This window comes from Sphingomicrobium sediminis, assembly GCF_023805295.1.
Taxonomy (GTDB): Bacteria; Pseudomonadota; Alphaproteobacteria; order Sphingomonadales; family Sphingomonadaceae; genus Sphingomicrobium; species Sphingomicrobium sediminis.
This window is the reverse complement of the sequence record NZ_JAMSHT010000001.1, coordinates 1,271,577-1,284,695: the sequence shown is the minus strand read 5'-3', so window position 1 is coordinate 1,284,695 and position 13,119 is coordinate 1,271,577. Positions and strand designations below refer to the sequence as shown.

Sequence of the window (13,119 nt, the reverse complement as noted above, 5' to 3'; positions counted from 1 at the left end):
GGCGATGAGCCCATGGAGAGGGAAATTTCTATTGAAGATATCCGCGCCGCTGCTGCGCGGATCGAGGGCGCTGTCGTCGACACGCCCATGTCGAAGAGCCGGACGCTGAGCGAGATTGTCGGTGCCGACATCTGGCTCAAGTTCGAAAACCTGCAATTCACCGCGGCCTATAAAGAGCGCGGCGCACTCAACAAGCTGCGCCAGCTGAGCCCCGAGGAATGCAAGCGCGGCGTGATTGCCGCGAGCGCGGGCAACCATGCGCAGGCGGTCGCCTATCACGGCGCGCGCCTCGGCATTCCCGTCACCATCGTGATGCCCGCGCCCACCCCCACCATCAAGGTCGAGCAGACCGAGGGTCATGGCGCGCATTGCGTGCTGGAAGGCAAGGTGTTCGACGATGCCTATGCCCATGCGCAGGCGCTGGCCGACGAGAAGGGCTATGTTTTCGTCCACCCGTTCGATGACCCCGACGTCATTGCCGGGCAGGGGACGGTCGGCCTCGAAATGCTGCGCGACGTGCCCGATCTCGACGTGCTGGTTGTGCCGATCGGTGGCGGCGGGCTGATGAGCGGCATCGCGATTGCGGCCAAGGCGATCAATCCCGACATCGAACTGGTCGGCGTCGAGGCCGAGATGTTTCCGGCGATGAAATGCATCATCGAAGGCAAGGGCACGATTACGGGCGGCGATACGCTGGCCGAGGGCATTGCGGTCAAGGAGCCCGGCAAGATCACCCGAGCGATCATCGCCGACCTGGTCGACCGGATCGAACTAGTCCCCGAAGCGGCCATCGAGCATGCGGTCGCTTTGCTGGTGGGGATCGAGAAGACGGTGGTCGAGGGAGCAGGGGCCGCTGGCCTCGCGCTGTTGCTCGACCAACCGGACGCATTCAAGGGCAAGAAGGTCGGCACCGTGCTGTGCGGCGGCAATATCGACCCGCACCTCCTGTCCAACGTGCTGGTGCGCGAACTGGTGCGCGCGGGGCGTATCGCACGGCTCAAGATTGCTGCGGAAGACCGCCCCGGCGCGCTTGCGGCGATCACGGCGAAATTCCACGAGCATCGCGTCAACATCCTCGAGACCAACCATCATCGCATCTTCAATGCGTTGCCCGCCAAGGACACGTTGATCGAGGTGGAGTGCGAGGCGCGCGACGCGGCGGCGATCGACCGGCTGGTCGATGCGCTGGAGGAATGCGGCTTCAATGTGGAGCGTGCCGATCGCCTCAGCGCGGCCGAGGGGCATTAACTACAAAGCGTTCCAGCGCGGCACATTTTGATTCAGTTTCGGGCAGTTGGCGCGAAACCCGATCCTTTTCAAATCCGTTAACCCGTCGCATAAAGACGTTGGTAAGGATTCGACGAAGGAGAGAGACGGGTGAGCGCACCATTCCGCTTCCCCAAATTTTTCGTCACCAATCCCGCGCCCTGTCCCTATCTGCCGGACAAGGTCGAGCGGAAGGTGTTTACGGAATTGAACGGCGACAATGCCGCCGACCTCAACGAAGCGTTGGGGCGGATCGGTTTTCGCCGCTCGCAGTCCGTCGCCTATCGTCCGTCCTGCGTCGATTGTTCGGCCTGTGTGTCGGTGCGCGTGCGGACCGAGGATTTCGAGCCGAGCCGCTCGCAGCGCCGCCTGATCAAGAATAACCAGGATATCGACGTCACTGCCTGCAAGCCGTGGACCACGGACGAGCAATATGACCTGCTTCGCCAATATCTCTCGGCGCGTCATCCTGGTGGCGGCATGGCCGAGATGGACGAGCATGATTATGCCGACATGGTGGAGCAGACGCCGGTGCGTACCTATGTTGTCGAATATCGCGAGCCCGACGATGAATATGGCCGCCCGGGCCGGTTGATCGGTGCCTGCCTATCCGACCAGCAGTCGGACGGGCTGAGCATGATTTACAGCTTCTTCGATACGGGGCCCGACGCGCGCAAGGGGCTCGGCACTTACATCATCCTCGATCACATCATGCGCGCCAAGCAGGCGGGCCTGCCCTATGTCTATCTCGGCTATTGGGTCGAGGGGTCGGACCGCATGGCCTACAAGGCCAAGTTCCGCCCGCTGGAGCGCTTGGGCCGCGAGGGCTGGGGCCCGATGGACGGCACCGGCGAGGACGATGTCGCGGCACGCCGCCGCACCCCGCCTGTCCGTCACATGACGACGCGAAAGCTGCCGATGAAATAGGCGGTCGCACCGCCAACATCCTTAAGCGCTGTTTACCATGATCGTTGAGAGCGAATTATCGCCTCGCGGCTAATGCCCGACGTTTCCGAATAGGAGACGCGGCATTTACCAAGGCCATCCCAGCGCGCCCGTCACGACCGGCGCAACCACCAGTCTCGCCGAGTTGCTCGGCGCCTTCTCCTATGCCCTCGACCTGACCGAAGGCCAGCCGGCCGGGCATAGCGTGCGCTGCGCCTATATTGCCGGGCGAATGGGCGCGACATTGGGCCTGAATGCCGAGGATCGCCGGGCGCTCCATTATGCGGTGCTGCTCAAGGATCTTGGCTGTTCGAGCAATGCGGCGCGGATTGCCGAGCTTTATGCGACCGACGATCGCGACTTCAAACAGAGCTGGAAGACCATTCCGACCGGCCTGCCGGCAACGCTGAAGTTCGTCTTTTCGAAGACGGGCGAGGGCGGTCCGATGGGCACCAAGATCGCCAAGATCGCCAACATCCTCAAGAATGGCGACGATATCGCGCAGGAGATGATCGAGACGCGCTGCACGCGCGGTGCCGATATTTCGAGACAGCTTCGCTTTGGCGAGGAGGTAGCCGAGGCGATCTTCAGTCTTGACGAGCATTGGGACGGGTCGGGTCGGCCGGAGAAACTGAGCGGGGATGCGATTCCGCTGTTCGCGCGCATCGCGCTGCTGTGCCAGGTCGCCGATGTATTCCACCAGCATGCCGGGCGAGAGGCGGTCCTCGCGGAATTGGCGCATCGCAGTGGCAGCTGGCTCGATCCGCAACTTGTCCGCTTGTTCGCGGACATTTCGCGCGATCCGCAATTCTGGCGCGACCTTGAAAGCCCGCACGTCGATACGCTGTCGACGGCGATGGTCGGGCTCGAGGATCGTGTCGATGTGGATGACGATTATCTCGACGACATCGCCGCCGCTTTCGGCGCGGTCGTCGATGCCAAGAGCCCCTATACGGGCGGCCACTCGACCCGTGTCGCCGACTTTGCCGGCTCGATGGGCCGGATCATGGGGCTCGATGCGGGGCAGGGCCGCTGGCTCCACCGCGCCGCATTGCTACACGATATCGGCAAATTGGGCGTGTCGAGCCTGGTGCTCGAGAAGCCGGGCAAACTTGGCGATGACGAATGGGTGGAAATGCGCGACCATGCCGCGCAGACCCATGCCATTCTGAGCCGCATCGGCTGCATGGCCGACATGGCTCCGGTCGCCGCCGCCCACCACGAGCGGCTCGACGGCAGGGGCTATCCGCTACAATTGGACGAACGCACTATCTCGGTCGAGACGCGAATCATCACGGCCTGCGATTTTTATGACGCGCTCACTGCCGACCGCCCCTATCGCGCTGCCATGCCCCGCGCAAAAGCGCTGGAGATTATCGGCAACGAGGTCGGGAAAGCTGTCGATGGGGCCTGCTACGAGGCGCTGGTGGCGGTAACGCGCTAAACAAAAAGGGCGGCGGCGCCTCCCTTGCGCCACCGCCCCATTGCCCCAAAGGCTCTCGCCTGTTCGGTGTTAGGCCGCCGCTTCGGCGCCGTCCTTGCCTTCTTCCGGATCGCGCAGCACGTAGCCGCGGCCCCAGACGGTTTCGATGTAATTTTCACCGCCGCAAGCGAGCGAGAGTTTCTTGCGCAGCTTGCAGATGAAGACGTCGATGATCTTGAGTTCGGGCTCGTCCATGCCGCCATAAAGGTGGTTGAGGAACATTTCCTTGGTGAGCGTGGTGCCCTTGCGGAGCGAAAGCAGCTCCAGCATCGCATATTCCTTGCCCGTGAGGTGGACGCGGTTGCCGTCCACTTCGACCGTCTTGGCATCGAGGTTCACGGCCAGCTTGCCGGTGCGGATGACCGACTGGCTGTGGCCTTTCGAACGACGGACGATGGCGTGGATGCGGGCGACCAACTCGTCGCGGTGGAACGGCTTGGTGACATAATCGTCGGCGCCGAAGCCCAGCGCGCGGACCTTCGAATCCATTTCGCCGATACCCGACAGGATCAGGACCGGCGTCTGCACCTTGGCGGTGCGCAGCTTCTTCAGGACGTCATAGCCGTGCATGTCCGGCAGGTTGAGGTCGAGAAGGATGATGTCGTAATCGTAGAGCTTGCCCAGATCGAGGCCTTCTTCGCCAAGATCGGTGGTGTAGACATTAAAGCCTTCGGTCGAGAGCATCATGTCGATGCTTTTGGCGATCGTGGCTTCGTCTTCGATCAAGAGTACCCGCATGTTCTTCTTCCCCGATGGCGCCGTTGCTTGGGGCTGTTCACTTTGCCTTGTGCAACGTCGTCTTAATCTCTTCTAACGCTTCTTCATCTGTTTGAAGCGCCCGTTAACCATTCTGCTATCTGAAGCCAAAAGGTTAACAAAGTAATAAAGGTTAACGCGGGCGATTTTCATGCCGGACTGTGACTCGAAAGACTCATTCTGGCGGATCTGCGGGGCTATCGCTGGCGCGGCCGCTTGGCTAGGTGAGCGCGATGGATTTGGAAAAGCGCATAATTTTCATCGATGCCGACGTGCTCGTGCTCGACAAGCCGGCCGGCCTGCCGGTTGATACGCCGCGTCGCGGCGGTGATTCGCTCGAAGGGCGGCTGCCGCAGCTGAGGCAGAATTACAAACGCCTGCCCGCGATCATGCACCGGCTCGACCAGGATACGTCGGGCTGCCTGCTGCTGGCGCGTCACCCGCCGGCGCGCAAATGGGTGCAGGCCGCCTTCGAGGCGCATGAGGTGCGCAAGCGCTATCTCGCGGTCGTCGGCGGCGAAGTCGAGGGCGAGGAAGGCACGATCGACCTGCCTTTGGGCAAGATATCGAGCGAGGCGGCGGGCTGGCGCATGACGCATGACCCGAATGGCAAGCCCGCCATCACCCATTGGAAGAAGCTGGCGGTCGTGGACGGCAAGACGATGGTCGAGTTCGTGCCCGAGACGGGGCGGACGCACCAGATTCGCGTGCACGCGCGCGAGGGATTGGGCCACGGCATTGTCGGCGACCGTGTCTACGGCTTCCCCGGCGGACCGATGCTGCTCCACGCCGAGCGGCTCGCCGTGCCGCGGCCCAAGAGCAAGATGCTCAAAGTCAGCGCGCCGCTTCCCGACCATTTTGGCGACTGGAAAGCCCATGTCGCCTGAAGAGGTCGATATTCCCGAAGAGGCGCTGGACGAGACCTTCCTCGCCGGCTCCAGCCCGGGCGGCCAGCATGCCAATACGTCGGAGACGGGGGTGCAGTTGCGCGTCGATCTGATGGCGTTGGGGCTCAATGGGCGCGTGCTCAACCGACTGCGTCATCTGGCGGGCTCCAAGGTCACCAAGGACCGCAAGGAGCTGATCATCACCGCGAAGGGCTCGCGTAGCCGCAAGGGCAATCGCGAGGAAGCGCGGACACGCCTTGCGGAGCTGATCGCCAAGGCCCATCTGGTTCCCAAGAAACGCAAGAAGACCAAGCCGAGCTGGAGCGCCAAGCAGAAGCGCGTCGACCGCAAGGTGAAGCGCGGGCAGAAAAAGGCGCTGCGCGGCAAGGTCGATCTACGCAAGCACTGACGGGAACCGACATGTACGACTTCAAGATCGAGGCAGGCGACAAGGGCGCCTTTTATGACGAGCTGGCCGCCGCGCTGGAAAGCCTCGTCGCGGGCGAGAGCGACGGCATCGCCAACATGGCCAATGCGGCCAGCCTCATCATGGAACAGTTGGACGATCTCAACTGGGCCGGTTTCTATCGCAATGTCGATGGCGAGCTGGTGCTGGGACCGTTCCAGGGGCGCGCGGCCTGCATCCGCATTCCATTCGGCAAGGGCGTGTGCGGTGCAGCCGCCGAAACGCTTGAAACACAGCGGGTCGAGGATGTGCATGCCTTCCCCGGCCACATCGCCTGCGATGCGGCGAGCCGGAGCGAACTGGTCGTGCCGATCGTGCGGAACGGCGAACTGGTCGCCGTGCTCGACCTCGACAGCCCGAGCCCCAATCGCTTCGATGCGGAAGATCAGGCGGGTTGCGAGAAGCTCGCGGCGATCCTCACCGACGCCATTTAGGCCAGCAGCTCAATCCGTTCATCATCCAACCCGCCCGGGACCAGCAGGACCGGGCAGGGCAAATCGCCTGCGCCTTCGCCCGTGAAATGTTTGACAATGGGGCCGGGATTCTTGCCCGGCGCGGCGCCGAGGACGAGCGAGGCGAGGTCATCACGCTCGTGGATGATTTCCTTGATCACCTTGATGGGGTCGCCCTGGCGGATGATGATGTTGGGCTTCAATCCCGAACTCTCGACGATTTCGCCGACCGTTGCGGCGATGGCGGCCTCGACGCGGAGCATGTCTTCTTCCTCGATCGCCGCCTGTACGCCGCCCCAGGAGACGAACTCCTGCGGCTCGACGATGGCCAGCACATCGACGCTGCGATCGGTCTTCAGCGCGCGCTTGGCGGCAAAGCGCAGCGACACTTTTGCCTCGTCGCGTTCGTTCACGATCACGAGATAGGTTTGCGGCATGTCTCTCTCCTGACGGGGAGGCTGCCCCGCCGTAACGATAATCGCAAGTCTTGACGGTTCCGGGTGCATCGGCTTTGAGGCGGGCAAGACAGGAGGAATCATGGCAACCGAACTGAAAATGCCCGCGCTTTCGCCCACGATGGAAGAGGGCACGCTGGCCAAGTGGCTGGTCAAGGAAGGCGATACGATCAGTTCGGGCGACCTTCTCGCCGAGATCGAGACCGACAAGGCGACCATGGAATTCGAAGCCGTGGACGAGGGGGTGCTCCTGAAAATCCTCGTCGAGGAAGGCACCGACAATGTTGCGGTCGGCACCGTGATCGCGATGGTCGGCGAGGAAGGCGAGGAAGTTTCCGCGCCGTCCGCCGACGCGCCCACACCCGAAGCCAAGAGCGCACCCGAAGCCGCGCCGACGCCCGACAAGGGCTATGGCCGCGACAGCGCGCCTGCACCTGCTTCAGCACCCGCGCCTGCCGAGACCAAGGCCCCCGCCGCGCCGACCAAGGATGGCGAGCGGGTGAAGGCCTCGCCGCTGGCGCGCCGCCTTGCCGAAGCGCAGGGCATCGATCTCACCACGCTGACGGGCACCGGCCCCAATGGCCGCATCGTGCGTGCCGACATTGACGCGGCGGCTGGCAAGGCACCGGCTTCGCAGGCTGCTGCGGCCCCGGCCAGTGCGCCCGCACCGGCGGCTGCGCCTGCGGACGTCGAACCGCTGGAAATCCCGCACGAGGTCGAGAAGCTCTCGAACATGCGCAAGACGATTGCGCGTCGCCTGACCGAGGCGAAGCAGCAGATCCCGCATATCTACCTGACGGTCGACTGCCAACTCGACGAACTGCTCAAGCTGCGCAGCCAGCTGAACAAGAGCCTAGAGGATCGCGGCATCAAATTGAGCGTCAACGACATGCTGATCAAGGCGCTTGCGCTGGCGCTCATCGAAGTGCCCGAGTGCAACGTATCGTTCGCCGGCACCGACCTCATCAAATATTCGCGCGCCGATATTTCGGTCGCGGTCAGTATCGATGGCGGGCTCATCACCCCGATCATCGAGAATGCCAATGAGCGCAGCATGTCGAGCATCTCGACCGCGATGAAGGAGCTGGCCGGGCTCGCCAAGGAAGGCAAGCTGCAACCGCACCAATATCAGGGTGGCACGGCGAGCATCTCCAACATGGGCATGTTCGGCATCAAGCAGTTCGACGCCGTCATCAATCCGCCCCAAGCGATGATCCTGGCGGTCGGCGCGGGCGAAAAGCGCCCCCACGTCATCGACGACAGCTTGCAGATCGCGACCGTCATGAGCGCCACCGGCAGTTTTGACCACCGCGCCATCGACGGCGCCGACGGCGCGCGCCTGATGCAGGCGTTCAAGAAGCTGGTCGAAAACCCGATGGGGTTGGTGGCTTAGTGCCAACAACTAATGGTTTCTTGCGAGAATGGCGCAATCACCGGTGTCTAACTCAGTCGCAACTTGCCGATAAAGTCGGCACTACGCAGGCGACGATTGGATATCTAGAAACGGGCAGACGAAAACTTTCGGAATCTTGGTTGCGAAAGCTCGCAACTGCCCTCGATTGTAGTCCGGGGGACATTTTGGATCGTCATCCGACACCGGGTAGAGCTTCGGCCGACAGTGATCGCGGCAATCGCATCGCGGAATTGCGTCATACACGGGGCCTAACGCAGGTTGAGTTGGCCAACCTGTTGGGAACTACCCATAGCCAGATTTCAATGCTGGAGGCCGGAGATAGGCGGCTTACTCAAGATTGGATGGCGAGACTTTCCGATGCTTTGGGAGTGCGTCCGGGTGAGCTGATTGAAGCTCAGCCTGACGTACCCCTCATCCGCGTCACCGCCATGCCGTCGGACACCAATCCTTATGGCGGCATTTTCGGCGGCTGGCTGATGAGCCAGATGGCGCTCGCGGCGGGCTCGCTTGCCTCGCGTCATTCGAAGGGCAAGGCGGTCGTGGTCGCGGCCACCGACCTCGCTTTTCCCGGCGCAATGGAGGTTGGGGACGAACTCAGCGTCTATGCCGAACTGGTCCGCGAAGGCACGACCAGCATGACCATCCGCGCCACTGCCAAGGGACGCGAGCGCGACGGCGAACGCGAATTCGACGTCGCCAGCGGCACCTTCACCTTCGTCGCCACCACGGCCGACAACAAGAAGCGCCCGATCAAGCCCTAGTCCTTGGCCCGCTTGACGCCATCATCTGCCCGCTTAGTCTGCTACCCGACATAAGGGGTTTGAGACGGGGGTCTTATGCAAAAGGGTAATGGCGGGCTGATCGCCATCATCGTCATCTTGGTTGCCGTGATCGCGTTCATGCTGGGACGGGGGGATACGGAATTGCCGTTCCTGTCGGGCGACGAGGATGCGGCCGAGACCGACGGCGCTAACGAGACGGAGGAAACCACGGCGCAAGCCGAGCCCGCGCCGCCGCCGACACCTGCACGCCGCGCCGTGCGGGTCGGGCTGGATGGGCCGGGGTCGACTGCCTGCCGCTCGGGCGCGTTGGTCGCCAATCTGCCGATGACCGGGGGCGATAACGACTTCCTTGCCGTGCGCGAGGCACCGTCGTCGCGCGCCACGCAGGTCGACAAATTGGGACAGGGCCATCCCATCATCATCTGCGACCAGAATGATGCCGGCACCTGGATCGGCATCGTCTACACCAACGATAATTCGCTGTTTCGCGGTCGCGACCGGTGCGGTGTGATGGACCGTGTGCCCGCGACGCGTGCCTATGACGGCCAGTGTCAGTCGGGCTGGGTCTACGCCAAATATGTGCAGGTGGCCGGCTAAACGCCTTCTTCATACTTAAGGCCCATCATCGCCTTTCTCTTGGGGAAGGGAGTTTTGGGTATGAAATGGACGTCTGCGATCCTGATTGCCGGGGTGCTGGCGATGGCCTTGCCGCTATTTTTCGGCGGTGCGGGCGGGCCGTGGCTCGACAGCTGGTTCGCCTGGGGAACGGTGCGGCCGGTGAGCAATTCGCCGGGCTTGCTTTTCTCGCTGCCCATTTTCGGGGTGGCGGCATTCGGCCTGCGCAGCTTCTTCGAGTGGCATTCGGGCTGAGGGGCTTGTCGCTCTAGGCACCCCGCGCTACCTCGCATCTCGAATAGAGACGCGACGCGAAAGGGTGCCCCATGGCCAATAATTACGACCTCATCGTCCTCGGTTCGGGACCCGGCGGCTATGTCGCCGCGATCCGCGCCAGCCAACTCGGCATGAAGACGGCGATCGTCGAACGCGAGAGCCTGGGCGGTATCTGTCTGAATTGGGGCTGCATCCCGACCAAGGCGCTGCTGCGCTCGGGCGAGATCCTGCACCACATGAAGCATGCCGACAGCTTCGGGCTGAAGGCCGACAATGTGGGCATGGACCTGGACAAGGTCGTGGCACGCTCGCGCGGGGTCGCGAAACAGCTCAACCAGGGCGTCACCGGCCTCATGAAGAAGAACAAGATCGACGTGCATATGGGCAATGGCGCGATCGATGCGGCGGGCAAGATGACCGTCACTGCCGAGGACGGTAAGAAGACGCAGCTAACCGCCAAGAACATCATCGTCGCAACGGGCGCGCGGGCGCGCGACCTGCCCTTCGCGCCGGCCGATGGCGAGAAGATCTGGACCTATCGCCACGCCATGGTGCCCAAGGAAATGCCCAAGGACCTGCTGGTCATCGGCTCGGGCGCGATCGGGATCGAGTTTGCGAGCTTCTATAACGACATGGGCGCTAACGTGACCGTGGTCGAAATGATGGACCGCATCGTCCCCGTCGAGGACGAGGACATTTCGGCGGAGCTTTTGAAGCAGCTCAAGAATCAGGGCATGACCATCATGCCCAAGGCCGGTGTCGAGAGCCTCAAGGCCGACAAATCGGGCGTCAAAGCCAAGATCAAGGACGAGAAGGGCAAGGTCGAGGAAAAGAGCTTCTCGCACTGCATCGTCGCCATCGGCATCGTCCCCAACACCGAGAATATCGGGCTCGAGAAACTGGGCGTGAAGACGACCAAGGGTCATATCGACACCGACGCCATGTGCCGCACCAACGTGAAGGGCATCTGGGCGATCGGCGACGTGACCGCGCCGCCCTGGCTCGCGCACAAGGCCAGCCATGAGGGCATTATCTGCGTCGAAGCGATCGCGCAGGAAGCCGGCAATAAGGACGTCCATCCGCATGCCATGGACGTGCGCAACATTCCGGGCTGTACCTACTGCCACCCACAGGTCGCGAGCGTGGGCTATACCGAGGCCAAGGCCAAGGAAGCCGGCCACAAGGTGAAGGTCGGCAAGTTCCCCTTCATCGGCAACGGCAAGGCGATTGCGCTTGGCGAAACGCAGGGCTTCATCAAGACCGTGTTCGACGCCGATACGGGAGAACTCCTGGGCGCGCACATGATCGGCGCGGAAGTGACCGAGCTCATCCAGGGCTATACGGTCGGTAAGCAGGCGGAACTGGTCGAGACGGACTTCATCAACACGGTCTACCCGCACCCGACGCTGAGCGAGATGATGCACGAGGCGGTGCTGAGCGCCTACGGGCGCGTGCTGCACATCTAGCACGTGGCCAAGGGCACCCATCATTACGTCCCTGACGAGCGCAACGCCTCTGTCCTGATCGATGTGAATGGCGCGCATGTGCCGCGTGACCAGGCGATGGTCAGCGTGTTCGACTCAGGCTTCATGCTGGGCGACGGGGTGTGGGAAGGCATTCGCCTGCATGGCGGGAGGCTGGCCTTTCTCGATCGGCATCTGAAGCGGCTCTATCGTGGGGCCAAGGCGATCCACATGGACATCGGCATTTCTCCACAGGAGATGGAGCGGCGGCTCTATGCCGTGCTCGATGCCAATGACATGACCGACGAGGGCGCGCATGTGCGGCTGATGGTGACGCGGGGCGTCCGCTCGACGCCCTATCAGGACCCGCGCGTGGTTGTCGGCGATGCGACCATCGTCATCATTCCCGAATGGAAACGCGCCGCGCCCGAAACGGCTACGCGCATGCTCGACCTCTTCACGGTCCATGTGCGGCGCGGCGATCCGGCAGTGCAGGATCCCAAGCTCAACTCGCATTCCAAATTGAACTGCATTACCGCCTGCATCCAGGCCGCCGAGGCCGGGGCGGACGAGGCATTGATGCTCGATCCGCAAGGCTTTGTCGCGACCTGCAATTCGACCCACTTTTTCATCGTGCGCGATGGCGAGGTGTGGACGTCGAGTGGCGATTATTGCCTCGACGGGATCACCCGCGGGATCGTGCTGGAAATTGCCCGCGAGGCCGGCATTCCGGCATTTGAGAAGAATTTCTCGTTGACCGAAGTCTATGGCGCGGACGAGGCCTTCACGACCGGCACCTTTGCGGGCGTCGCGCCCGTCGGCACGATCGACGGCCGCGTCATCGGCACCGAGCGAGGGGCGATGGTCGAGCGGCTGCAGCAGCTGTATCTCAAACGCATCGGTGAAGACGTCGCGGGGCAGGACCGCCCGTGACCCTGCGCATCGCCATGTGGTCGGGGCCGCGCAACATCTCGACCGCGATGATGCGAAGTTTCTCGAGCCGGAGCGACTGCGCCGTCAGCGACGAGCCCTTCTACGGTGCCTTTCTCGAGGAATCCGGCGAACCGCATCCGATGGCAGCGGAAACGATCGCCGACATGGAAACCGACTGGCAGGCCGTCCTTGCCGAGCAGCAAGGCGAGGCGCCGGGCGGGAAACCGGTCTGGTACCAGAAGCAGATGCCGCACCACATGGTCGGTCCGGTGGGGATCGAGGACCTCCTCGACAGCCACATCAACGCCTTTCTTATTCGCGCGCCCGAGCGGGTGGTGAATTCCTATCGTAAGAAAAACGAGCTGCGCACGCCTGAGATGCTCGGCTTCGCGCAGCTCAGGCACTATGTCGAAGCCGTCGAGAGTGCCACCGGCACCACGCCGCCAATCGTCGATAGCGATGACATTCTGGCCGATCCGGAAACCATGCTGCGCCGCCTTTGCGGCGCGCTCGGCATCGGCTGGGACCCGGCCATGCTGTCATGGGAGCAGGGGCCTCACCCCGAGGACGGTGTCTGGGGGGCACATTGGTATGACAAGGTCAATGCGTCGACGGGGTTCGCCGGGTCGCCGGGAGAAGCGCCCGCGCTGGAAGGCGAATATGCCGATGTCGCGGCGGCATGTGCCGACGACTATGCGTGGCTGCAGGAACGCGCCCTTCGCGCTTGAAGCGGCAACGCTTGATCCTACATGTGGTTGACCTCGCGCGCCTCAACCTCTAATGGCGCGCCTGTCCGATTCCTCCGAGAAATCCGAAGGATGACCGACAAGAGCTGAACATTGGCATGCGCCGCGAAGGGTTTTCGCCCGGAACGACCGGGGGAGGAGCCTTCCTTTTGCGTATGTCAAAAGTAACCGCCGGGGGCT

Annotated in this window: 15 protein-coding genes and 1 pseudogene; 14 read left to right on the top strand and 2 right to left on the bottom strand. The window is 62.9% G+C overall.

The genetic code is table 11. The features are described from left to right. Positions 1-12 precede the first annotated feature (12 nt). From NDO55_RS06730 to NDO55_RS06720, 3 genes are all read left to right on the top strand, one after another. Entirely contained in the window at positions 13-1,248 is a 1,236-nt protein-coding gene (locus tag NDO55_RS06730; RefSeq protein ID WP_252113629.1) for a threonine ammonia-lyase, read from the top strand. Between the two features lie 129 nt (positions 1,249-1,377). Continuing rightward, a complete protein-coding gene (locus NDO55_RS06725; protein ID WP_252113627.1) occupies positions 1,378-2,193 on the top strand; it encodes an arginyltransferase in 816 nt (271 codons plus the stop codon). A 163-nt stretch (positions 2,194-2,356) separates the two neighbouring features. After that, positions 2,357-3,655, top strand: a complete 1,299-nt coding sequence (locus NDO55_RS06720; protein ID WP_252113625.1) for an HD-GYP domain-containing protein — start codon at positions 2,357-2,359, stop codon at positions 3,653-3,655. 69 nt (positions 3,656-3,724) lie between these two features. Here NDO55_RS06720 and ctrA read toward each other — a convergent pair whose 3' ends face one another. Continuing rightward, complete coding sequence (ctrA, locus tag NDO55_RS06715; RefSeq protein WP_252113623.1) at positions 3,725-4,432, bottom strand: response regulator transcription factor CtrA; 708 nt, start codon at positions 4,430-4,432, stop codon at positions 3,725-3,727. Between the two features lie 251 nt (positions 4,433-4,683). Here ctrA and NDO55_RS06710 point away from each other — a divergent pair, with 251 nt between their 5' ends. From NDO55_RS06710 to NDO55_RS06700, 3 genes are read left to right on the top strand one after another with little or no spacing between them, the layout of a single operon-like run. Next, entirely contained in the window at positions 4,684-5,337 is a 654-nt protein-coding gene (locus NDO55_RS06710) for an RluA family pseudouridine synthase (protein WP_252113621.1), read from the top strand. Next, positions 5,327-5,746 (top strand): alternative ribosome rescue aminoacyl-tRNA hydrolase ArfB, encoded by a 420-nt coding sequence (arfB, locus tag NDO55_RS06705; RefSeq protein WP_252113619.1) that lies wholly within the window; start codon positions 5,327-5,329, stop codon positions 5,744-5,746. Before NDO55_RS06710 ends, arfB begins: the two co-directional genes overlap by 11 nt. Before the next feature lie 11 nt (positions 5,747-5,757). Continuing rightward, positions 5,758-6,237, top strand: coding sequence for a GAF domain-containing protein (locus tag NDO55_RS06700; RefSeq protein ID WP_252113617.1), 480 nt, complete (start codon positions 5,758-5,760; stop codon positions 6,235-6,237). Here NDO55_RS06700 and NDO55_RS06695 read toward each other — a convergent pair. Beyond that, positions 6,234-6,692, bottom strand: a complete 459-nt coding sequence (locus NDO55_RS06695) for a universal stress protein (protein WP_252113615.1) — start codon at positions 6,690-6,692, stop codon at positions 6,234-6,236. The genes NDO55_RS06700 and NDO55_RS06695 overlap by 4 nt on opposite strands. A gap of 100 nt (positions 6,693-6,792) precedes the next feature. Here NDO55_RS06695 and NDO55_RS06690 point away from each other — a divergent pair, with 100 nt between their 5' ends. The 8 genes and pseudogenes from NDO55_RS06690 (at position 6,793) to NDO55_RS06660 (ending at position 12,921) form a co-directional block, all read left to right on the top strand. Then, a complete protein-coding gene (locus NDO55_RS06690; RefSeq protein ID WP_252113613.1) occupies positions 6,793-8,103 on the top strand; it encodes a pyruvate dehydrogenase complex dihydrolipoamide acetyltransferase in 1,311 nt (436 codons plus the stop codon). Beyond that, positions 8,103-8,288 (top strand): annotated as a pseudogene (locus NDO55_RS12120) (helix-turn-helix transcriptional regulator); the annotation flags it as partial. The gene NDO55_RS06690 and the pseudogene NDO55_RS12120, both read left to right, overlap by 1 nt. Beyond that, positions 8,289-8,885 (top strand): helix-turn-helix domain-containing protein, encoded by a 597-nt coding sequence (locus NDO55_RS06685; protein ID WP_279639090.1) that lies wholly within the window; start codon positions 8,289-8,291, stop codon positions 8,883-8,885. It begins immediately after the preceding pseudogene. 75 nt (positions 8,886-8,960) lie between these two features. Beyond that, a complete protein-coding gene (locus NDO55_RS06680) occupies positions 8,961-9,503 on the top strand; it encodes an SH3 domain-containing protein (protein WP_252113609.1) in 543 nt (180 codons plus the stop codon). 60 nt (positions 9,504-9,563) lie between these two features. Then, positions 9,564-9,776 carry a hypothetical protein gene (locus NDO55_RS06675; RefSeq protein WP_252113607.1) on the top strand — a complete coding sequence of 71 codons (213 nt, stop codon included), beginning with the start codon at positions 9,564-9,566 and terminating at the stop codon, positions 9,774-9,776. 71 nt (positions 9,777-9,847) lie between these two features. Further along, a complete protein-coding gene (lpdA, locus tag NDO55_RS06670; protein WP_252113605.1) occupies positions 9,848-11,263 on the top strand; it encodes a dihydrolipoyl dehydrogenase in 1,416 nt (471 codons plus the stop codon). A 3-nt stretch (positions 11,264-11,266) separates the two neighbouring features. Next, positions 11,267-12,193: an aminotransferase class IV gene (locus NDO55_RS06665; protein ID WP_252113603.1), complete on the top strand. Its 927-nt coding sequence runs from the start codon at positions 11,267-11,269 to the stop codon at positions 12,191-12,193. Next, positions 12,190-12,921, top strand: a complete 732-nt coding sequence (locus NDO55_RS06660) for a sulfotransferase-like domain-containing protein (RefSeq protein ID WP_252113601.1) — start codon at positions 12,190-12,192, stop codon at positions 12,919-12,921. The genes NDO55_RS06665 and NDO55_RS06660 overlap by 4 nt, the downstream gene beginning before the upstream one ends. Positions 12,922-13,119 lie beyond the last annotated feature (198 nt).

Coding starts and splice junctions, on each gene's coding strand:
- NDO55_RS06730 (WP_252113629.1), top strand. CDS start 13: ATGGAGAGGGAAATTTCTATTGAAGATATCCGCGCCGCTGCTGCGCGG.
- ctrA (WP_252113623.1), bottom strand. CDS start 4,432: ATGCGGGTACTCTTGATCGAAGACGAAGCCACGATCGCCAAAAGCATC.
- NDO55_RS06710 (WP_252113621.1), top strand. CDS start 4,684: ATGGATTTGGAAAAGCGCATAATTTTCATCGATGCCGACGTGCTCGTG.
- arfB (WP_252113619.1), top strand. CDS start 5,327: ATGTCGCCTGAAGAGGTCGATATTCCCGAAGAGGCGCTGGACGAGACC.
- NDO55_RS06700 (WP_252113617.1), top strand. CDS start 5,758: ATGTACGACTTCAAGATCGAGGCAGGCGACAAGGGCGCCTTTTATGAC.
- NDO55_RS06695 (WP_252113615.1), bottom strand. CDS start 6,692: ATGCCGCAAACCTATCTCGTGATCGTGAACGAACGCGACGAGGCAAAA.
- NDO55_RS06690 (WP_252113613.1), top strand. CDS start 6,793: ATGGCAACCGAACTGAAAATGCCCGCGCTTTCGCCCACGATGGAAGAG.
- NDO55_RS06680 (WP_252113609.1), top strand. CDS start 8,961: ATGCAAAAGGGTAATGGCGGGCTGATCGCCATCATCGTCATCTTGGTT.
- NDO55_RS06675 (WP_252113607.1), top strand. CDS start 9,564: ATGAAATGGACGTCTGCGATCCTGATTGCCGGGGTGCTGGCGATGGCC.
- lpdA (WP_252113605.1), top strand. CDS start 9,848: ATGGCCAATAATTACGACCTCATCGTCCTCGGTTCGGGACCCGGCGGC.